Origin of the sequence: Chitinophaga niabensis, from assembly GCF_039545795.1 — a bacterium.
Taxonomy (GTDB): domain Bacteria; phylum Bacteroidota; class Bacteroidia; order Chitinophagales; family Chitinophagaceae; genus Chitinophaga; species Chitinophaga niabensis_B.
In genome coordinates this window covers 294907-314264 of sequence record NZ_CP154260.1, presented here as the reverse complement: position 1 = coordinate 314264, position 19358 = coordinate 294907, and the positions used below count along the sequence as shown (strand labels likewise).

General features: G+C 42.2%; 21 protein-coding genes and 1 tRNA gene. 11 read left to right on the top strand and 11 right to left on the bottom strand.

Annotation, left to right across the window (positions count from 1 at the left end):
* Window positions 1-4: 4 nt before the first annotated feature.
* Complete coding sequence (locus AAHN97_RS01300; protein ID WP_343305776.1) at window positions 5-646, top strand: DUF2461 domain-containing protein; 642 nt, start codon at window positions 5-7, stop codon at window positions 644-646.
* A 70-nt stretch (window positions 647-716) separates the two neighbouring features.
* Here AAHN97_RS01300 and AAHN97_RS01295 read toward each other — a convergent pair whose 3' ends face one another.
* Window positions 717-1397 carry a hypothetical protein gene (locus AAHN97_RS01295; RefSeq protein WP_343305775.1) on the bottom strand — a complete coding sequence of 227 codons (681 nt, stop codon included), beginning with the start codon at window positions 1395-1397 and terminating at the stop codon, window positions 717-719.
* Window positions 1398-1455: 58 nt separating this feature from the next.
* The gene (locus AAHN97_RS01290) at window positions 1456-2667 is read right to left on the bottom strand and encodes a hypothetical protein (protein WP_343305774.1); all 1212 of its coding nucleotides are present in this window, start codon (window positions 2665-2667) and stop codon (window positions 1456-1458) included.
* Window positions 2668-2940: 273 nt separating this feature from the next.
* On the opposite strand from AAHN97_RS01290, the gene AAHN97_RS01285 reads away from it, so the two are divergent.
* From AAHN97_RS01285 to AAHN97_RS01270, 4 genes are all read left to right on the top strand, one after another.
* Entirely contained in the window at window positions 2941-3513 is a 573-nt protein-coding gene (locus tag AAHN97_RS01285; RefSeq protein WP_343305773.1) for a Crp/Fnr family transcriptional regulator, read from the top strand.
* Between the two features lie 91 nt (window positions 3514-3604).
* A complete protein-coding gene (locus AAHN97_RS01280) occupies window positions 3605-3985 on the top strand; it encodes a nuclear transport factor 2 family protein (protein WP_343305772.1) in 381 nt (126 codons plus the stop codon).
* A gap of 125 nt (window positions 3986-4110) precedes the next feature.
* On the top strand, window positions 4111-4695 hold the full coding sequence (locus AAHN97_RS01275) for a Crp/Fnr family transcriptional regulator (protein WP_343305771.1): 585 nt from the start codon (window positions 4111-4113) through the stop codon (window positions 4693-4695).
* 59 nt (window positions 4696-4754) lie between these two features.
* Window positions 4755-5558 (top strand): DUF2306 domain-containing protein, encoded by an 804-nt coding sequence (locus AAHN97_RS01270; protein ID WP_343305770.1) that lies wholly within the window; start codon window positions 4755-4757, stop codon window positions 5556-5558.
* Between the two features lie 148 nt (window positions 5559-5706).
* Here AAHN97_RS01270 and AAHN97_RS01265 read toward each other — a convergent pair whose 3' ends face one another.
* Window positions 5707-6264 (bottom strand): T6SS immunity protein Tdi1 domain-containing protein, encoded by a 558-nt coding sequence (locus AAHN97_RS01265; protein ID WP_343305769.1) that lies wholly within the window; start codon window positions 6262-6264, stop codon window positions 5707-5709.
* Window positions 6265-6660: 396 nt separating this feature from the next.
* Here AAHN97_RS01265 and AAHN97_RS01260 point away from each other — a divergent pair, with 396 nt between their 5' ends.
* The 3 genes from AAHN97_RS01260 to AAHN97_RS01250 all read left to right on the top strand — a co-directional run bounded on the left by AAHN97_RS01260 (window position 6661) and on the right by AAHN97_RS01250 (window position 9204).
* Complete coding sequence (locus AAHN97_RS01260; protein WP_343305768.1) at window positions 6661-7008, top strand: hypothetical protein; 348 nt, start codon at window positions 6661-6663, stop codon at window positions 7006-7008.
* Window positions 7009-7404: 396 nt separating this feature from the next.
* Entirely contained in the window at window positions 7405-8226 is an 822-nt protein-coding gene (locus tag AAHN97_RS01255; RefSeq protein WP_343305767.1) for a hypothetical protein, read from the top strand.
* Window positions 8227-8256: 30 nt separating this feature from the next.
* On the top strand, window positions 8257-9204 hold the full coding sequence (locus AAHN97_RS01250; protein WP_343305766.1) for a restriction endonuclease: 948 nt from the start codon (window positions 8257-8259) through the stop codon (window positions 9202-9204).
* Window positions 9205-9266: 62 nt separating this feature from the next.
* Here AAHN97_RS01250 and AAHN97_RS01245 read toward each other — a convergent pair.
* From AAHN97_RS01245 to AAHN97_RS01235, 3 genes are all read right to left on the bottom strand, one after another.
* A tRNA-Met gene (locus tag AAHN97_RS01245) sits at window positions 9267-9340 on the bottom strand.
* Between the two features lie 112 nt (window positions 9341-9452).
* Complete coding sequence (locus AAHN97_RS01240) at window positions 9453-9923, bottom strand: group II truncated hemoglobin (RefSeq protein ID WP_343305765.1); 471 nt, start codon at window positions 9921-9923, stop codon at window positions 9453-9455.
* A gap of 7 nt (window positions 9924-9930) precedes the next feature.
* Window positions 9931-10302, bottom strand: coding sequence for an antibiotic biosynthesis monooxygenase family protein (locus AAHN97_RS01235; protein ID WP_343305764.1), 372 nt, complete (start codon window positions 10300-10302; stop codon window positions 9931-9933).
* A gap of 81 nt (window positions 10303-10383) precedes the next feature.
* On the opposite strand from AAHN97_RS01235, the gene AAHN97_RS01230 reads away from it, so the two are divergent.
* On the top strand, window positions 10384-10749 hold the full coding sequence (locus AAHN97_RS01230; RefSeq protein ID WP_343305763.1) for a winged helix-turn-helix transcriptional regulator: 366 nt from the start codon (window positions 10384-10386) through the stop codon (window positions 10747-10749).
* Here the strand turns inward: AAHN97_RS01230 and AAHN97_RS01225 are convergent, their stop codons facing one another.
* Window positions 10750-12240 carry a serine hydrolase domain-containing protein gene (locus AAHN97_RS01225; protein ID WP_343305762.1) on the bottom strand — a complete coding sequence of 497 codons (1491 nt, stop codon included), beginning with the start codon at window positions 12238-12240 and terminating at the stop codon, window positions 10750-10752. It lies immediately after the preceding gene.
* Between the two features lie 68 nt (window positions 12241-12308).
* On the opposite strand from AAHN97_RS01225, the gene AAHN97_RS01220 reads away from it, so the two are divergent.
* Complete coding sequence (locus tag AAHN97_RS01220; protein ID WP_343305761.1) at window positions 12309-12701, top strand: BlaI/MecI/CopY family transcriptional regulator; 393 nt, start codon at window positions 12309-12311, stop codon at window positions 12699-12701.
* A gap of 22 nt (window positions 12702-12723) precedes the next feature.
* A complete protein-coding gene (locus AAHN97_RS01215) occupies window positions 12724-14499 on the top strand; it encodes a M56 family metallopeptidase (RefSeq protein ID WP_343305760.1) in 1776 nt (591 codons plus the stop codon).
* Between the two features lie 63 nt (window positions 14500-14562).
* On the opposite strand, the gene AAHN97_RS01210 is transcribed toward AAHN97_RS01215, so the two are convergent.
* The 4 genes from AAHN97_RS01210 to AAHN97_RS01195 form a co-directional block, all read right to left on the bottom strand.
* The gene (locus AAHN97_RS01210; protein WP_343305759.1) at window positions 14563-15324 is read right to left on the bottom strand and encodes a sugar isomerase domain-containing protein; all 762 of its coding nucleotides are present in this window, start codon (window positions 15322-15324) and stop codon (window positions 14563-14565) included.
* Between the two features lie 12 nt (window positions 15325-15336).
* Window positions 15337-16482, bottom strand: a complete 1146-nt coding sequence (locus tag AAHN97_RS01205) for an MFS transporter (protein WP_343305758.1) — start codon at window positions 16480-16482, stop codon at window positions 15337-15339.
* A 14-nt stretch (window positions 16483-16496) separates the two neighbouring features.
* Entirely contained in the window at window positions 16497-17411 is a 915-nt protein-coding gene (locus AAHN97_RS01200; RefSeq protein WP_343305757.1) for an ROK family protein, read from the bottom strand.
* A 128-nt stretch (window positions 17412-17539) separates the two neighbouring features.
* Window positions 17540-19348 (bottom strand): RagB/SusD family nutrient uptake outer membrane protein, encoded by a 1809-nt coding sequence (locus tag AAHN97_RS01195; protein ID WP_343305756.1) that lies wholly within the window; start codon window positions 19346-19348, stop codon window positions 17540-17542.
* Between the last annotated feature and the right edge of the window lie 10 nt (window positions 19349-19358).

Sequence of the window (19358 nt, the reverse complement as noted above, 5' to 3'; positions counted from 1 at the left end):
ACAGATGGAGATATCCACACTTAACTTTCTAAAAAAGTTAGAACAGAACAACAACCGTGAATGGTTTAATGAGCATAAAAAACTATTCACGGCTGCACGTGAAGATGTGCTTTCATTTGTGGAAGAACTCATAAGGGAAATTGCCGGATTTGATAAAGAAATAGGGAAAGTGGATGCGCAAAAGTCGCTTTTCAGGATATATCGTGACACGAGATTTTCCCATAACAAAGACCCTTATAAAACCAATTTCGGTGCAAATATCGGATACAGAAATGCGGGGTACTACCTCAATATTCAGCCTAAACAGTCTTTTTTGGCAGGCGGCATCTATATGCTCGAAAATGATAAGCTGAAAGCGCTTCGGAAAGAGATTTCCGGTAATGCAGAAGCCTTTCAAAAGATTGTGGACGAAGAATCTTTTCGCCGTTATTTCGGAGGTTTGAGTGAAGAGGGGAAACTAAAACGGGTACCTGCGGGCTTTGAAAAAGAAGATCCGATGGCTGAATACCTGAAACTAAAACATTTTGTAGCGGTGCGGCCTGTTTCTGATAAAGAGCTTTTGGAAAAAGATGCTCCGAAAAAATTTGCTGAGATTTATAGATCACTTAAGCCACTTAAGGATTTTTTGAATGCGCCTTTTCTGTAGAATTGAGCTTTCTGAGCCTCACAGCGATGCTGTTGTGAGGTTTGTTTTTATTACAGATCAGGTGGCATTCTTAATACCCAAACTCTTCGAAATTAGCCTTCATCATATCTACCCATCCCATCCAATAATCCCTACCCGATTTACCAGCTCCTGCCTGATCGATTTGAAAAAAATCGGGAATGATCTCAAAGCCTTTTCTATGTTTCAACTCCCGGCAATAATGCGTCATGCATTCAATCAGCTTGCTGAAAGAAGAAAAAATCACTTCTCTTAAACCAGCAATATCACCTTCATAATCATAGTCATACATTCTTACCGGAAATTCATTATCACCTTTCTGCTCCCTTCCATCAAACACCAGCATACCGGCGTCATTACCTTCTGTTGCAAAAGGATAAAGCTGTTGGGGGATAAGCTGCTCAGGTATAAACCAATTCAATCTGGTTTCCATTTCCTCCAATGGTCTCGCGGGGTTTGAATGTGGCAATCTCAGAAGGGAGCAGTCCCCATCTAAAAAGAAATAGGATCGATGCCAGGCGATAAAGCTTTGAGGAAACTGCACACTAAATTGGTCTTCCAATTTCCGGTATGCGTCTTCAGGCAACGTTCCTTTCATCAAACGCCATTCAAACCATCCGCTATTATCTACAGGTGACGATATTATTTCCTGAGGTATTTCTCCTGTATAAACCGTCCTGGGAGGGAAAGCCTCTAAATACGCCTCAAAAAATTGATCTATCCAGTTCTGCATAAATACCAAATTGAAAGAATATAAAGCCTTAAATTGTTTGTAGGCTTGTTAGTGTTGACTAAGTTGCCAAGGGAAGCATTCCTCCTTGTTTCCATAACTTTATAACTTCCATCTCCACCCCACATTCGATAAGAATCACTTCAAAATCAGCATCACTGTGCCCTTCAATGGACCAGTCAATAGCATATACAGCAAAGTTTTCAGTAACCTGTAATCTACCAAAGAGTTTGCTTTTGGTTAGAAGACCGGCAGTTTTTCTTAGCATAGTTCTACCAAGTTCCCAATCATCTTCTGCTTCCATCATTTGCTCAAGTTGTGCGAAAAGCCTCTCAAAAGGCTTTGTTTCCACATCCAGCAAATTGCTATAATCATTGACAAAGACATTTTCTTTGCCAGCCAGTTTCACGGCAACCTCTTCTTCGGATTGGCATATCAGATACGGTATGTAATTATACGCATACTGATAACTGAGTTCCAGCAGAGCAATGGGTAGTTCATTAACCTGACGGGCCAGTTTTTCACAAATTGACTTAGCCAATTCCCTGGCAAGGCTATCAGTAAGCGTTTCCGAGTCTATATGTTCCAGGGGCCTTGCATAAGTCAGGTGGTTGGTTCCATCCTCAAAAAATCTCCGTACTGCTTCAAGGACCTGGTTTTGATCATAAGTATATTCATCGTAGGAAGTAAATTTTCCAATGCCTGGAGAAATATGAATACTGGAAGCCCTTTCAATTTTGCCTTCGGTGCCATACTCATAACGTGTTACTGTTGAAATAAAAGCGCCCTCATCATTTCTTATCTTGTTAATGATCTCTTCTTTGGGCAGCTGTGAAATGGAATACACACCTGCTCTTCCATTAACCATTAAACGTTGCAGGGAAATCTTTCGGCCTTCTTTGAATTCCATACGTGTAAGAGCTGAAGGCACACCGGTATTAACGCAGAATTCTACATATTCCACAAGGTCATCACTATATCTATAAAAGCCTTCCCAGGTTACCCCATTGTAGTTGTGGTTGAATGTTACATAGCAGGGAAGACCTCCAACGTTGAAGCCATACTCGTACAGCGATTCTTTGTTCAGATCATCGTTTCTATCCAACATTGGACCATCACCGGGGAAAAAAGCCCAATCAAATTTTTCAAGGTTATATCGCGAACCCTCTGAATACCGGGTTGTTTTTACTTGTGTTTTATATACTGGAAGTGTTTGCAGATCATCGAAAGTTTGCTCCCACCGGTGAAGTAATTGTTCGAGTAGTTTCTCCATAATAATTAAAGGGAGTAAAGTATGATCTGATAAAAATACAATACTTAAGCGCTACATTCCTATTCAAAACCACAAGGCTTGCATCTAATTGATTACCAATTAAGTACAAACCTTTTGGTGAGATGAGGCGAAATATCTATCCGGTTAATACAAAATTTGATTGCTTTTACCAACTTGTCTGCTGCTTTTCCACGTTTCATGTAAGCCATTATTTTTGTAATTTATGATTTTGCAGGTATAATTTTTCATTCGGGCTAAAACATTTTTTATCGTATGGATCCAAAACAACTTCTGAAAGAACATATAACGAAAACCGTCAAACTCTCAGACGATGAATTTGACGAATTCTTCGGTTATTTCACGACCGAATCCCATAAAAAAGGACAATACATGATTACCGCAGGCGATAGAATAGATTGTGAATATTTTGTACTGCGTGGTTGTATCAAGACTTTCTACATAAATGATAACCTTAAAATGTTTGTGCTGCAGTTTGCAATGCCTGGATATTGGGCATCTGATTACAGTGCCTTATACGGTGGTTCAAGAGCGACTATCAATATAGGTTGCATTACAGATACGGAAGTACTATGTCTGTCCAACAAAGGCCGGGAAGAAGCTTGTAAAAAGATCCACCATGTAGAACATTTCTTTCGCCACCGTATGACCAGTGAATACGTGGCTTCGCAGAAAAGATTATTAAGCACCATGAACAACGATGTGAAATACCGGTATGAAGAACTTATAACTTTGTTCCCTGAATTGTATAATATAGTGCCTAAACGACTAATCGCTGCTTATTTGGGTGTTTCGAGAGAAACGCTCTACCGCCTGAATAACTCCTGAGATGTGATGCGCAAAAAAAGATGTGATCTACATCACACAATTTCTTTTTATACCCTTCCTACCTTCATGCCCTACTAAATACTCAATTAGGATGACAACGCATCAAACAGATGAAACCTCCATTGCGCAGGCATTGGAAGAATACTATTTCATGGGAAGTTATGAAGGTGATTTGAATAAGCTGAAGTTTATCTTTCATCCGGGCACCTTGCTATTCGGCGATGTTAAAGGACAGCCTTACGCCAAAACATTGGCTGAATGGCTGGACCTGGTCGCAAACCGGCAAAGCCCGAAGGATTCCGGCAAACCATTCAAAGGGGATATTCTGAACATTAGCGTGGTGAACTCTGTGGCTATTGCCGAGGTACAGGTCAAAGCATATGACATGCTGTATCATGATTTCCTGTCATTGCACCGGATTGATGGTAATTGGCTGATCGTTAATAAGATCATGAGCGGGGTCAACCAATAAACATCTCCCCACAGATCCAACCTGATTTACAACCTTTTATGATTCCGGATCCGGGAAATCACCATCAGCAGGATGCTCTATCAAATTCATCCATGATATGCGTATATTTATAGTAAACCCGGGTGATGCAACATTATTTTGATACCCTTTTTAAATATATCTCCCTGATAATTGATATTCCAGAGCATGACAGGGCTCAATGCCGCGATACCTTTAAACCACTGTGGGTAGCCAGGGATACTATGTTAGAGGTAGCCGGAAAGGTTCCGGTGTATCATAATTTCATCGTATCAGGTTTCATGCGAAAGTTTTACATCAATGATAAAGGAGAAGAAGTAACCGTTGACTTAAATAATGGCCCCCGGTTCTTTACTTCCTATTTCCCTTTCGTAAATCAGAGCATCTCCAATGAATACCTTCAATGCATTACTGATTGTGAGTTGCTTCGGATCACTAAGGCAGATGCCGACAGTTCTTCAAAAACCAGCATTACACAAAAAGATTACACGATCAGGTTATTTCAGCAAATACAGGAAGAAGACAGGCAACGGATGAATGATCTGGCCACACTTACAGCCGAGCAGCGGTATGTAAAGCTTATGAAGGATTCACCGGCTATAATAAAAAATGTGCCCCTTAAATATATTGCCTCCTATCTCGGGATAAAACCTGAAAGTCTTAGCAGGATAAGGCGAGAGATCATTTCTTAACAATTGTTAAGTAGAAAATCATGAGGCTGAAGCTATCTTTAATCAACCACTTCAGCCACATGAAACAAGTAATCCAAACTATAGCTATACCCCTCTTCAGGAATGTTACCCGTTTTTGGTTTGTGGTAACCTATTCAGGGCAATTGATCTTTGCATACTATATACTAATGCTGTATTACAGATCTGCTGCTCTTGGTGATTTCGAAAAGTGGAATACCGCCAATCCGCATTTCTACATTAAAGGTGATGTTACCGGAAACCTGATCTTTGGCATACACGTTGCATTGGCCGCTGTAATAACTATTCTGGGACCTTTACAATTAGTAAGTAAGATCAGAAATAAAGCCCCCAGGATTCATAGGATCTGCGGCAGGATATACATTTTTTCAGCGTTCCTGATTAGTGCTGCAGGCTTATACCTTACCTGGGTAAGAGGCTCCATTGGCGGGCCATTTAGTGCGATCAGTATAAGTATTAATGCGCTGATTATTATTGTGTCCGCATTTTTCGCAATCAAGTATGCCATGCAAAGGAATATAAAGTTGCATAATCAATGGGCTGTACACCTGTTATTAGCAATGAGTGGCGTATGGCTATTCCGGGTGTTTTTTATGCTTTGGATGCTCATTCACAGCGCTCCTGTTGGTTTTGATCCTGAAACATTCACAGGGCCTTTTTTAAGTGCCCTTGGAGTGTTTGTTTACATCCTTCCCCAGGCTGTAGTAGCTTTGTATTTTAGCGCTAAATTCTCAAACTCCGCCAATAAAAAACTGGCATTTTCATTATTGCTTCTTGTTATCACGATTGGCATTGCAGTGGGTACAATGGGGGCTATCCTTGGCATGTGGCTTCCCCGGATATGATGTGCTGCAAATGCAAAAAGCCTCGTATCTGTGAAGCTTTTTTGTAGCGAGAATGAGACTGCTGACTGAGCAATTCGCAGTAAGACCGCGACAGTGCCGAAGAATTAACTTTTCTCTTTTACTTTTTTGATACGATAAGCATCTGGAATCAGGACACCTTACCTGCGGCTTGTGCGATTATTGAAATGTGCTCTCTCAATTTGACTTTCTGAAGGTTCTCCGGTTTTTCAGAACCACCCAAGCTCAGTAATGGAACATATCCATAACACTCATCGGCATTCAGATCCCCGATCATTTCTTTGGCAGGTTGATAGTTTTCTAAATGTAGCTGGTCGGAAATATAGTCCCAATCGACAAGTATATTATTAAAAAATACGCTCACCTTTCTACCGACAACCGTTGAAAGCCCATGCCTTACATTAAGGTAAACTATACTTCCATTTTCCCAAACAAACAGACCTCCAAAAGCATCTCTGGCAAAGCAAATGCTAGGTTGTTCAACAGGCGAGTATATTTCCTCAGCTATGTCTTTATACTCCTCGGGATTGATGATCCAAAGATACCCATTCATATAGCTGCCTTTACCCTGTGATAACAGGGAATGTAATTCCTCTGGCAGAACGGATTTGAGCGCTGCCAGACTTTGGGGATCGATTTCCGCCTTACTTTGCAATGGGCCACATTGAGCATAAAAAGATTCAAGCATTATATTTGTATAAAAGGTGAATAATAATCGTCACAAAAGCGATGTAATTTCCAATCCAATTTTTTGAATGATTGGTCGATGAAATTTAAACTATTTTTTTTGTATCGAAGCGCGTTTGTCAATTGTAATTTTTGCTGCTGAACAGAAACTTCTGCGAAAAGTGTTTGAAGCCGGTGTAGCATTGAAGGGAATGTATTCTCTGCGGCAACAGGCGAACTCATAAAAAATTAAAAAGGTTGCCATTTTCAGCAACTTTTTTAATTGTGTATAACATTCTGTAGCGAGATCGGGAGATTTATCTAACCAAATATTGCAGGATTTGTTATCTTTTAGCTATCTAATATAACATTGGCTTAAAAACCTATTCTAAGAAGGATACAAGAATGTAAATACTATATGAATTTTCAAAGAGATAAAAAGAATATTATTAAATATCCATCAGAAAAATTAAGAACTTTCAGGGTTCTGATGTATGAGTGGATTGATAACCTGAATTTTACCCTCGCACCTGAAGATTGTTTAGCAAACGCAGAGGACTATACCAGGATTGCAACAGAAATGTTCATAGAAGCCGGTTGGGATGGAGACGGGAAAATAGAACTAATGTGGATACCTCCCTTTATGTTCAATGGAGATAGAACGGAAGAATTCACAGCTGGTATAACAATTTGGCATGTCAAGCAACTTGAAGATGGAATATCCTGGCTTCTGACACCTGTGAAATTACCTTTTGAAGATGAATAAATAATGAGTGGAAATAATCAAGTCTTCTGCCCTATGACACATGCGGAATTTTTTGAGGCTTACAAGAACATCGTTTCCTGGGATTAGATTTAAGTACTTCTTGGCAAGAGGAGGCTTAATGTCCACAACTCCATTCATTAACTAAGGAAGCGACATTGTGTCACATAAAAAAAGGTTTTCAGATGTAAGTCCAAAAACCTTTATCGTAGCGAGATCGGGCGGATTACCTAACCGGTTCATGCAAGATTTGCTGGCTTTTGGCAATCTGCCTAGCTAACGTTTTGACAGTAATAAAAATTGCCAATTAAGGCAGATACAAATTTATTACTACATTTACACTCTCTTTAGCATGTAAGACACGAGTTATAAAATCATTTTATTCAAACTCCTCCATTAATGTCTACAATTTCAAACCTTGAGAAATTCAAAGAAGACCTCAAAAAATTAATTTCAGATGGTAGAAAGCTGGATACCGCAATAAAGTATGAATGTTTTCCTTCAGAAATTGAAAACCAGTTGAAAGTAATCCATAAAACAAATTATCAAGAAGAAATAAAGAAAATCCCTGTATTTAGCAACAAATATCAGATGTGGTATTCGGAAGCAAAATCATTGATCAAACTATTACTTCCTGACCGTTTAGCTGACTTTGTAAAGCTATATGAGAAACCAAAAACAAGAAAGGATCTTGGATATGGCAATTATGTTATTGAAGATTACTTACAAGGGGTAATTGTTACTAGAGGCTCTTCTAGCTATAATAAAGAAACAATAGTAGGTAAAGATGCGGCGATTCCTCAATTCGAGCAACAATTAAATATTCTAAAATCCGTAGAAGTCAGGTTCGAAAGCTCCCTTTTTGACATTAAGCAATTAGTTCAAGCAGACTTATTTGATTCTGAATTAGACGTAGCGAAAGAGTTATTAAAAAAGAATTTCTTTCGGGCTGCGGGCGCTATTGCTGGTGTTGTGCTCGAAGAGCACCTTAAACAGGTTTGCGAGAATCATTGTCTTACATTAACTAGAACCGCAACAATTTCAAATTGTAATGACCTTTTAAAGCAGAATGATGTAATAGAAGTACCGCAATGGCGTACTATCCAATTTCTCGGAGATCTCAGGAATAAATGCGACCACCATACAGGTACAGAGCCAACTAAAGAACAAATCGATGATTTAATAAATGGCGTTGATAAACTCACAAAAACACTTTTCTAAAAAGCAGCTATAATAATAAATTATCCTCCCATGACTACTAATCTTGAAAAAGGTGACGAACTAGAAGATGCGGTTGAAGCGGTAGAAAAATTCTTAATCGCTCAGAATCCAGGGTTACGGACTCAAAACATTCGCATTCAAAGAAAAAAAATAATTATTGTTGATGGAGTGAAACATGAAATAGATCTGTACGTTGAAATTGATTTCGGCTTAGGCTCCCCCTTTATTTATATTTTCGAATGCAAAAACTGGGAAGAAAACGTCAACAAAAATGAGATAATAGTGTTCTCAGAAAAAATACAGTGCGTAAATGCCCAAAATGGATACTTTATTGCGAAGGGATTTTCTACATATGCAGAAGCTCAGGCAAAACGCGATTCTCGAATAAAATTATTAATAGCAACAAAAGAGCTAGATAAATTCCCTTTCATAGGTTTTTCTAACAGTTTTAGTACCGAAACAGCTCAAGCCGAATTTGGATTTCTGGATGAATCTGGAAGCTTGATTAAGTTTGAACCTGATGTATCCTCCTTAGTTGCGGAAGGGGGAAATCTCCTTGATTTCAAAGAATTCGGAAGTAGATTAATTAATAATTTCGTTACGAAAAAGTATGATGTTCCCATGACGATTATTGAAAGCACCGAAAAAACAGGATTTTATATGGGCTATACAGATTCTACTGAAACGGGGCTTCCTGTGGGAGAACATATATTTGAAGATCAATTTATGTCACAGATCAATGGAGGGAAAATCTATGTCAATGGAACTACAGCTATTGCAAAGGTAACTTGTAAAGTGAAGCATAAAATTGTTATAACAGCACCAATATTCATCTGGCAATATGATGTAGAAAGTAAGGGTAAAGTAGCTTTAATCAGATATGAGTTAACAAGAGGTCAGGTAGATATAAAGGCCGTGGGAGCAGATCAATATAAAGTGGTTCATCTTCATACAACAAGAAAAGATATATTGACCTAAGAAATAATTTAATTTACAAATACAAAACGGCTTCGAAGCATACTTCAAAGCCGTTTTCTGTGTAGCGAGATCGGGAGTTGAACCCGAGACCTTTGGGTTATGAATCCAACGCTCTAACCACCTGAGCTACCTCGCCATATCCAAACTGATATTTCAAATTTGGAGTGCAAAGATACAGGCTAAACCTTTAAAAGTCAAAAGTTCAGGAGAAAAATTTTCATCCCCTCCTGTAGCAGGTTTCAGCGGAATCAGGGCTGATATGGGCCTCCGGTTTCCCCCCAGCCCCACATGGGCATAGGCTCATTTTCGTTAATCGGGTTCTCTGTTGTATTGGAGTTAATGACCGCCAGGCGGCTCCCCCATTCCAGGTATCCTACCAGGGCAGAACGGAATTCCGGGTCATCGGCCAGGCCAATTTCGTCCGCACTGTCCAGCAAGAGGCTGATCCACCGGCGGCGCTGGGTTTCTGTGAGGGATTTTCCGATGTGATGCTGTACCATCCTGGCATGGCTGCCTTCATCTTCCCCGGTATAAACCGGCGGGCCGCCAAACACCTGGCCAATAAAATGGGCCACATGTTTGCTGTGCTCCGGGCTCATATGGCGAAATACAGGTTCCAGGAGTTCATCCTTCAGCACTTTGGCGTAAAAAACAGCGGTAAGCTTTTCAAGAGCAGGTTGCCCGCCTGCCCAGGTATAAAGACTTGGTATCTCTTTCATGCAATAATCACTTAGACCAGGAAATGGAAGTTTGATCGTAATGTTTCATTTCCTCAATATTATCGAAAAAAGGCCTTACCTCCTTAAAAAAGCTCCTGAACGCTGCGCTTTGCCGGAAAAGTTTCTCATGGTCTTCTTTGGACGTCCAGTGGATCCTTACGATGTACTTCTCCGGTTCTTCTATTCCGTGGATCACTTCATAATGAAGACAATAAGGAGATGCCTTCAGGGACTTCCCTCCTTCTGTATAAGCTGCTTCGAAATTCTTCTGCTGGTCTGCAGGGATCTTGTAGCGGATGATTTCAACTACGTAATTGTCTTTAGGAGGCAAACTGCTACTTCCGAAGAGTAACACGCACCACAGGGTGATCATTTTCATTTTGTGTAAATTTGTGAAAGCAATGTTACAGGAATTCACTTTTTCAAAAAATAGCTTACCAAAAGGTAAGCCCGCTTCCATATGATCACCTTACACGAAAAAACATTCACCTGCCCAATAGATGTATCCCTTTCCTTCATCAACGGGAAATGGAAAGTATTGATCCTTGGTCACCTCCATCGCTTTCACCAGAGCAGCTTCAGTAATCTGCGGGAACAGATGCCCGGCATCTCCGAGAAAATGCTCACACAGCAACTGAAGGACCTGGAGAAAGATCAGCTCATCGTAAAACAGGTGTTGTCTGCCAAACCCTACAGAGTGGAGTATACCCTTACCCCACTGGGGCAATCCCTTTCACCTGTTACAGAATTCCTCAGCCAGTGGGGTATCAGGTATCTAAAAGATAATGGTATTGATTACCTGAAGGATCAGCACCTGTACAAATAGTTATTTGGCCATTAGCTTTGCCAGGGCTTTTCTTCCCTGTTCATTGTTCGGGTTCATCAGCAGTGATTTCTGGTACATCAGGATGGCTTCTTCTTTCTTGTTGGCTAATCTTAGTGCGAGGCCATAACTATCGTATGTATTGGAACTTTTAGGATATAACATCGTATTCAACTTAAGCACTTCACAGGCCAGTTGGTAACGACCTTCAAATTTGGCATTATAGAGCAGGTTATAACCCAGGTTATTCATTTCAAACTCATCTATATAATAATTCGCTGTATCACTTTTCAGGTTATTAAAAATAACGGCAGCATGATCCGAACCTTTTTCCACGAGGGCACGGGCATAGACCTTCACCAGGGATTTGGTAAGCCGGAATGGCTTCCCTCCTCTTCCATTCAGGTAATGATAGATACTATTAATCTTTTGAAAGAAGGCTTCTGAAGAATGGTTATCATAGAAGAAAATCGTCTGGTCTTTTCTTTTAGTTTTCATCATCATCGTCACTATCCCGGACACATGACCATCGTGATATACAATTGTATCACCAAACTGATTATATACAATGTTCCATCCAAATCCGTACGAACGGCTTTTGCCATCGTTCATCTGTATAGGTGTTTGCGCTACGCGCAGTAATGCGGTATCCAATATTTTTCCGGCACTGAGGGCATTATCAAAACGCAGCATGTCTTCCAGGGTACTGAAGATATTTCCGCTTCCCTGCGTTCCTCGCAGGCTCTCGTACTCAAATAATTGAACTTTGTTTAATGAGGAGATGGATACGTATGCAGTATCATACATGTTGGGAACAATATACCTCACTACGCAATTCTCCGCTTCTTTATTTCCTACAAATGAGGATTTCATACCGGCAGGAAGGAATACATTCTTTTTCATGTATTCTCCGAAAGATAATCCGCTCAGTTTTTCCACCATTAATGCCAGGGTAATGTATCCCATGTTACTGTAATCCCATTTGTCTCCGGCAGGGAATTTTGTTTGTCCTTTCAGTGCAAGCAGGTATCCATATACATCTGTATTCGTGAATACCCTGCCTTTGTTCTTTCCAATAATGCTGTCCATGAACCGCTCCAGCTGCGGCAAACCTCCTGTATGTGAAAGTAAATGACGAATGGTGATGGCGGGATAAGGAAAGTCCGGAAGATATTTCATTACCGGGTCTGCCAGTTTGCATTTTCCACGCTGTACCTGTTGTAATACGGCTACGGCTGTCAGGGGTTTGGTAACAGATGCCAGGTTGAAGCAGGAAGTGGTGGAATTGGGGATCTTTCGCTCTTCATCTGCATAACCTGCGGCATAACTATAAATAATCTTTCCTTTTTCACTCACCATTACACAGCCGTTGAAATAGTCGTTATTGGCTGCTACGGTTAAAAAGGAGTCTAAACGGTGTTTGATCTCCTGGGCTTTTAAGGAATTGAAGATCAATACTAAATGTAATGAAAGCAGGATGTGGATTCTTTTCATGACGCAAATTTTTCAGCTAAAAGTAAGGTAATATTTGTTTCGTACGAAATATTTCCTACCTTTAAAGTATGAAGACGAACAAAAACGAAAACAACCCGGAACCAACAAAATCCGAGCTGGAGATCCTGCAGGTATTATGGCAGCATGGCCCCTCTACGGTAAGGGCTGTAAATGATATCCTGAATGAACAAAAGCGGGAAGTGCAGTATACTTCTACCCTTAAGCTCATGCAGATCATGGTGGAAAAGGAATTGCTCAGCAGGGATGAAAGCCAGATGAAACATGTTTACAGTGCAGCTGTGGAGGAACAATCCACCAAAGGCCATTTGCTGGACAGGTTTGTGGATACGATGTACAATGGGTCTGCCAGCAGCCTGATGATGCAATTACTGGGTAATAAGAAAACTTCTAAAAAAGAACTGGATGCTATCCGGGAGTTGCTGAAGAAAATGGACAAGTGATCATGTCTTAAACTAATGCTTTATGTTCCTGACGAATGAAACATTACAGGCTATCTGCCGTACCTTCCTCCATTCCATCTGGCAAGGCATGATTGCTGCTGCGCTTGCAGGGATCATACTTTGGGGCACACGTCACTCTTCTGCCCGTACACGTTATAACCTGCTGGGCTTCCTTTTACTCTTAAGCCTGCTTACATCCGGCATTACTTTCTATACTGAACTGGGTGATACTGCAGCCGCCATTGCAAATATTCCTGGTAATGATATAGACGCCGCAACTGCTGTATTACCACAACACCCCGGGCAGTTGATCATTCAATATATGAACCAGCACGCTCCCTGGTTCATGATGGTATGGGCCCTTATTTTCCTGGTAAAATGTATCAGGTTGCTGAGTGGCTTTTATTATATACACCGGATCAGAAGGATCAATATCCAACCGGCTCCGGCACATTGGGAGGAAACATTGATAAGACTATCTCATTCATTGGGTATTCAAAAAGCAATTCGTTTATTAGAATCCGGTATCGTTAAAACGCCTGTTACTATTGGATTCTTTAAACCTGTTATCTTCCTTCCCCTCGGGCTGTTAACACAATTACCTGCAGACCAGGTAGAAACCATCCTGCTGCATGAACTGGCTCATATCCGCAGGAAAGATTACCTCGTGAACATACTGCACAGCTTCACGGAAACGATCTTCTTCTTCAATCCTGCATTCCTCTGGATCTCTGCGCGCCTGCGTGAAGAACGGGAAGCATGTTGCGATGATATTGTAGTGGCGCATACCCCACACAAGGCTACCTATCTGCATGCGCTTGTTGCATTTGAAGAGCAGGCTGTTTCAGGAACTTCTCTGCAGTTAAGACTTGGTAGCACACAGGAACATTTATTACAACGTGTGAAACGTATGCTTACACGCGAAAACAAAAAGTTAACTATCATGGAAAGAATTTCACTGATCTTTGGCCTGATCGCTATAACCGCCTTTAGCTTCATGCCGGAGAAAGAACCTGAAAAACCTGCGCCGGTTAGTCCGCATTCAGCAGAATCGCTGGCGGTTTATTATGCTCCTGCACAGGTAGCTGATACTTACAGGATTAAAAAAGATAAATGGGTTTCTAAACCAGCTCCCAGGAAAAAGCTTTCATCCACAGATACTGTACGGTTCTCTAAACCTGTATTGAAGGATAAATATGTAACAACTGCCGATACAGTACGGTTCTCTAAACCTGTGTTGAAGGATAAATATTTAACAACTGCCGATACGGTACGGTTCTCTAAACTTAAATCCAGGGATAAATACCGGACAACTACCGATACAGTACAATTTGCTAAACCTAAATTCAAGGATAAAAAGGATAAATATCTAACGGATACGGTACGGTTCATCAAACCTAAATCCAGGGATAAATACGTAAAAGATACGGCAGGATTCAGCAAACCCATTCTTAAAAAGAAGAAGTATACCACTACGGATACTGTTCTGTTTAAAAAACCCGTCATCAAAAAATCTGAGAAACCTGCACAAAGCAGCCTGTACCTGAAGGAAAAATGGACAGAACTGCCACAGGAAAAGATGACTGAAAAAAAGAAAGTATTTGCCTTGGTGGAAACCAGGCTTTCAACTCATACAGATCGCCCCCGCACCAAGAAAGCTCCGCCTGCCTTAAAGCCGGCAGATAAAGATATTAAAAAGAAGAAAGAAGGTACTCAACAATTCCGTTCTAAATTCTTTGGTGATTACTTACCTGAAGGAATACGCGAGAAGGTAAACCCTAAGGAACCAACTTGTTAATCCCTGATTGCTATTTTAATGTTATAAAAAAGGCCCGTTTTTATTACGGGCCTTTGATTTGTATTACACACCAGCGATCCTTTCTTTGTAAGTAGCCAGGGCATCTTCCAATCTTTCCTTCGCTGTACTATCTCCCGGTACATTATGGGAGGGATGAATATGCAGTTTAATTCCCCTCTCTGCCAGTATTTCCGCAACAGTGCATACCGTCATCCAAACACAGGTTATAAATGCCATGGTGGAAACAGGCCCTATTTTATCCTGGTGCCCTTTTAAGGTTACGGAGGCATCTCCTATCGGTGCGCAGGAATCTACCACAATATCCGCCACATCAAAGATTGTTTTGCCGCTGGAATGGCGGGTCTGTTTACCCTTCGCTTCTGCAGCAGAACCAAAGGCAATCACTTTCATGCCTCGTTTCTTAGCATCCAGCGCTATATCTATGTTTACATTATTAATACCGGAATGGGAGAATAACCACATGGTATCCCTTGTATCAAAGTTGTAACCTTTCATGATCTCAATGCCATATCCTTCTACCCTTTCCAGGAATACAAACTGATGTACCCCCATTTCTCCAGTGATACGGGTAAAGAAAGTGAGCGGCAGTTCTATCATGGGATGAAAACCAACAAATCCACCAATGCGGGGATACATTTCTTCAATGGGAATGGTGGCATGCCCGCAACCGAAAGTATGTACCCAACGGCCGCATGCGATGCTATCCGCCATTGTTTCCGCAGCTTTACGGATATTGTCCATCTGCGTTTCTTCTATCCGGGTCATTACTTCCCGGGCATTGGTGAGCCATTTTTTTGCAAGCATATGTTGATGTTTTTATTTTAATCTCCGTACAATACTGCTGCAGATAAGCATCATCACCAGCCATTCAGCGAATGCCACCGTTATCAGATGCTGCACGCCATAATGCTGCACTACCAATCCCATCATGTAATTCACCAGCATATTACCGGTTAGGGCAATAACCAGCACAAAACTGAAAGCGGTAGCGGACTGTGTGCTATAACGCTCTCCCACAAAACCGAGCATAATAGGAAATCCCCCTGCCAGCCCTGCTCCCAATAGTATCAGTCCTGCTGCGGATACCGGGAAGGTGGTACCTGAACGTAACAGCAGGATCCCCACGGGCATGAGCAGTAATGAAATGAGTAACATATGCTGCGGGGAAACGGTACGGAAAATACTACCGGTAAGCAAACGCATAACAGTCATTCCGGCTACGTAGAGAGAAAGTGCATATAAAGCGCTGCTTTGCTCCATATGATCCCCGGCGGTTAAGTAGGTAGTGGTCCAGTTATTAATGATGGCTTCAAAGCTGCTCTGGCAGAACAGAAAGAAACCGATCAGTACCAGGGTGAGATCGGCAAACATCTTTCCACTATTCGCTAAAGGAAAACCCTTTTGTTGTTTGGCAGGCGGGAAAGTGATGCAGGTATACATGAGTGCCATCGCCAGTGTAAGCCATCCTATTGCGGAAACTATTTCATTCCATGCATAGTGATCTTTTAAAGCACCCAGTACCTGCGGCATTCCTAATGCACCAATACCAAACGATACACCCAAGAGGCTCAGCGAAGCGCCTTTTCCGCGTGTACTGATATCCGCCACCACGGCATTGGTAGCACCATTGATCACTCCGCCTGATAATCCGAAAATAAAGATGCAGCCTTTTAGCAGGTCAATTCCGGAGGCGTGTGCGATACCTTGAAAACCTGCACACAGCCCAATACAGGCCAATATCAACATCAGCTTATAACCATACCTGTCACTGATCGGGCCAAACAATAATGAACCGGTAAGGATACCAATGGGCATGATAGAAAAAAGTGTTCCTGCTTCAATGCCATCCAGTCCAAATTTCAACCGGAGGTCCAGCACTACGGTTCCTAATGTGATCAGCGTTACGCCGAATAACAACAATCCCAAACAGGCTGACCAGAATACGAGGTGTTTATTGTACATACTTTTCTAACAAATTAAACATGCAATGCGCTATACGCTGCTCCATATAATCCCGCATCATTCCCCAATCCCGAGACTTCCAGCCTTACCTGCTTCATGCTGATAGGCTGTGCCCACCTTGTTGCTTCAGCTGCAATCACAGGCAGGAATTCTGCTGCCGGGCCAAATACACCGCCACCAAAGATTATCTTCTCCGGGTTGAACAAGCTTACCAGGTTAGCTGTAGCCATGGCCCACAGCGATATACTTTGCAGGATAACTTCCACAGCGATATGATCATTTTTCCGGTAGGCTGCAAACACATCCTGCGCACTTAATGCATCCTTGCGAAGTATTCCATTATAGGCAGGATCTTTCAGGATGAGCTGAAGCGCAACTTTAACAATGCCTTCTCCGGAAGCCATACTCTCAAAACAGCCACAGTTCACATAGCTATTCTGAAAGGGCCGGTCCAGTGCCATCCAGCCGATAGCCCCGGCAATTCCTTTTGCGCCCTGTAATACTTCCCCGTTAATAAGGATCCCCGCACCTATCCCTGTTCCTACTGCCAGGAATATAGCATCTTTGCAGCCCTGTGCATTGCCCTGCCAGATCTCTCCCAGTATATAACAGGAACGATCGCTTTCAATGAAAACAGGTGTATCTCCTGCAATAGCTTTTATTTCCGCCAGTAAAGGATAATCTTCCCAGCCGGGAATATTGGGAGCCCATACGGTACCGCTCTGATGCCTGCAGATACCGGGAATGGCAATGCCTATTGCATTCACTTGTATGGGTATCCGCTGCACCGCATCTGTGATCAGTGCTCCCACAGCTTTGCCCACACGTTTATCCAGGGGATATGCAGTTCTATGCAGCACTTCGCCATCATCAGAAAAAACAGCCAGTGCCAATTTTGTTCCTCCAAGGTCAACCGCCAGTACAGCCATGAGTTAAAGCTTAAGGGTTCATAACGTATTATAAGGGTAGACAAACAAATAATTCCCATCCGTTACTTGGCGGCATAAAAAAGCCGTCCTGATAAATCAGGACGGCTTCATTAAGCAGGGTTTCAACATTAGTAACCGGGAAATTGGACCAGCTTTTTATTCCGGTCGATCTCACTTTGAGGGATGGGGTAGAAATAATATTTAGGATTCCAGGCAGCCCTGGTGAACACTACGGTTCTTTTATGGAACGCAGGATCTGAGAGGGAAGTTCCTCCTTCTATGTTCATGCCATAAAACTGGCCGCCCTGATGAGAGGCTGCATCATCTGTTACTTTCCAGCGGCGGACATCCCAGTAACGATGCCCTTCAAACATGAGTTCAATCTGCCTTTCCTGACGGATGTGTTTCCTCATTTCTTCCTGCGTACCTCCTGTTAATGCAGGAAGGCCGGAACGCTCACGCACGAGGTTGAGGTAAATAAGGATATTGGGATCAGCAGGATTGTATTCATTCATTGCTTCTGCATAGTTCAGATAGATCTCTGCCAGGCGGATCATCATGGCAGGGCGTGCGGTGGATTTATTATTCCTGAAATCTGTATTGGGGTGAATGTTCTTTCTGGCGGTATAACCTGTGCTGGGCCAGTCTCTTGCTGAACCCTGTTTACCACTGTTGCCAGTGAAATAGAACTCCACCCTTGTTTGGCCGGAGGTTGCTATCACGGGAATGGTAGCGCCATTAAAGGTCACACTCACATAGAACCTTGGTTCGCGGCCAACATACATATTGTTGGTACCTGCAACATAGTGAATGTTACCTGTGGTGGTATAACCGGTTTCAGTATAAGTGCTGGTGGGGTCTGTAATTGCCTTCCCATCTGCCATACGGTAAACATCCACACTCTCCTGCGGAACGGCAATGCCATTCCATGCATTTCCATTGGAAGCACGGGGAGCGCAGTGGCGTTCCCATTGCCCGTTTGCGGTATTGGACCTGATCCAGACACCTTCTTTAGAGTAACCATCAAAGAAGAGATTACGGTAAGAAAGGAATCCTGCCATGAAGGGATTGGGATCTGTTACTTTAAACAGCTGGAAACGGTTGATCTGGATCACTGCCAAGGCCGCATCTGCAGCAGCTTTCCAACGTTCCTTATCATACGTTTGATTAAACAGCGCGGCGCCATCCGGGTTTTTGAAACTGGCCAAAGCAGTGTTACCATTAAATAATGGGCTGGCATGGAATAACAGGATCTGTGATTTCACGGCGGCGATCACGGCTTTGTTGATACGGCCGGTTTGTGTATTATCCACTTCTGAAGGGTTACCGGGATTCATATGTTGTACCGGTACATCTTCATTGGCTTTGTCCATTTCTGCCAGTACATAAGCCACACATTCATCCCAGGTGCTTCTTGGGATCTGAAAATTTGCATTGGCTTCTGCCGGCTCCTCCCCCATTAATACTACCGGGCCATATTGTTTCATCATCAGCCAGTAATAGTAGGCTCTTAAGAACCGGGCTTCTGCTTTATACTGTTTCAACAACTGCACACCATTAGGTTGTTCCTGTATCTCCTTGTTCTGATCTGCATTCTGGAGGAAGATACCACAGAGGCGAATGGTCTGGTAGTATGGATTCCAGTTATTAGGACTGGCATTATCCGGTGTAATGGCACCAGAGTTCATGCCGGGTTGTACCCATGCGTAATCCGCTTCATCACATTGCCCGCTCCAGCCATTGGCATAAGGTTGATCCCACATATCCGGCATAGAGTTATAGCAACGGGCCAGCCATTGTTCGGTCATGCTTCTATTGGTGAAAATATCTTTCATGGTGGTGATATTGTCCGGCACCGTATCCAGGAAGCCCTTTCTGCAACCTGCCATTAATAGCAGGCTCACCATGAGTATCGCGATTTTATTTTTGTAGATCATTGTACGCAGT

Excerpts from the sequence above, each read along its gene's own strand:
- AAHN97_RS01300 (WP_343305776.1), top strand. The coding sequence starts at position 5 with ATGGAGATATCCACACTTAACTTTCTAAAAAAGTTAGAACAGAACAAC.
- AAHN97_RS01295 (WP_343305775.1), bottom strand. The coding sequence starts at position 1,397 with ATGCAGAACTGGATAGATCAATTTTTTGAGGCGTATTTAGAGGCTTTC.
- AAHN97_RS01290 (WP_343305774.1), bottom strand. The coding sequence starts at position 2,667 with ATGGAGAAACTACTCGAACAATTACTTCACCGGTGGGAGCAAACTTTC.
- AAHN97_RS01285 (WP_343305773.1), top strand. The coding sequence starts at position 2,941 with ATGGATCCAAAACAACTTCTGAAAGAACATATAACGAAAACCGTCAAA.
- AAHN97_RS01280 (WP_343305772.1), top strand. The coding sequence starts at position 3,605 with ATGACAACGCATCAAACAGATGAAACCTCCATTGCGCAGGCATTGGAA.
- AAHN97_RS01275 (WP_343305771.1), top strand. The coding sequence starts at position 4,111 with ATGCAACATTATTTTGATACCCTTTTTAAATATATCTCCCTGATAATT.
- AAHN97_RS01270 (WP_343305770.1), top strand. The coding sequence starts at position 4,755 with ATGAAACAAGTAATCCAAACTATAGCTATACCCCTCTTCAGGAATGTT.
- AAHN97_RS01265 (WP_343305769.1), bottom strand. The coding sequence starts at position 6,264 with ATGCTTGAATCTTTTTATGCTCAATGTGGCCCATTGCAAAGTAAGGCG.
- AAHN97_RS01260 (WP_343305768.1), top strand. The coding sequence starts at position 6,661 with ATGAATTTTCAAAGAGATAAAAAGAATATTATTAAATATCCATCAGAA.
- AAHN97_RS01255 (WP_343305767.1), top strand. The coding sequence starts at position 7,405 with ATGTCTACAATTTCAAACCTTGAGAAATTCAAAGAAGACCTCAAAAAA.
- AAHN97_RS01250 (WP_343305766.1), top strand. The coding sequence starts at position 8,257 with ATGACTACTAATCTTGAAAAAGGTGACGAACTAGAAGATGCGGTTGAA.
- AAHN97_RS01240 (WP_343305765.1), bottom strand. The coding sequence starts at position 9,923 with ATGAAAGAGATACCAAGTCTTTATACCTGGGCAGGCGGGCAACCTGCT.
- AAHN97_RS01235 (WP_343305764.1), bottom strand. The coding sequence starts at position 10,302 with ATGAAAATGATCACCCTGTGGTGCGTGTTACTCTTCGGAAGTAGCAGT.
- AAHN97_RS01230 (WP_343305763.1), top strand. The coding sequence starts at position 10,384 with ATGATCACCTTACACGAAAAAACATTCACCTGCCCAATAGATGTATCC.
- AAHN97_RS01225 (WP_343305762.1), bottom strand. The coding sequence starts at position 12,240 with ATGAAAAGAATCCACATCCTGCTTTCATTACATTTAGTATTGATCTTC.
- AAHN97_RS01220 (WP_343305761.1), top strand. The coding sequence starts at position 12,309 with ATGAAGACGAACAAAAACGAAAACAACCCGGAACCAACAAAATCCGAG.
- AAHN97_RS01215 (WP_343305760.1), top strand. The coding sequence starts at position 12,724 with ATGTTCCTGACGAATGAAACATTACAGGCTATCTGCCGTACCTTCCTC.
- AAHN97_RS01210 (WP_343305759.1), bottom strand. The coding sequence starts at position 15,324 with ATGCTTGCAAAAAAATGGCTCACCAATGCCCGGGAAGTAATGACCCGG.
- AAHN97_RS01205 (WP_343305758.1), bottom strand. The coding sequence starts at position 16,482 with ATGTACAATAAACACCTCGTATTCTGGTCAGCCTGTTTGGGATTGTTG.
- AAHN97_RS01200 (WP_343305757.1), bottom strand. The coding sequence starts at position 17,411 with ATGGCTGTACTGGCGGTTGACCTTGGAGGAACAAAATTGGCACTGGCT.
- AAHN97_RS01195 (WP_343305756.1), bottom strand. The coding sequence starts at position 19,348 with ATGATCTACAAAAATAAAATCGCGATACTCATGGTGAGCCTGCTATTA.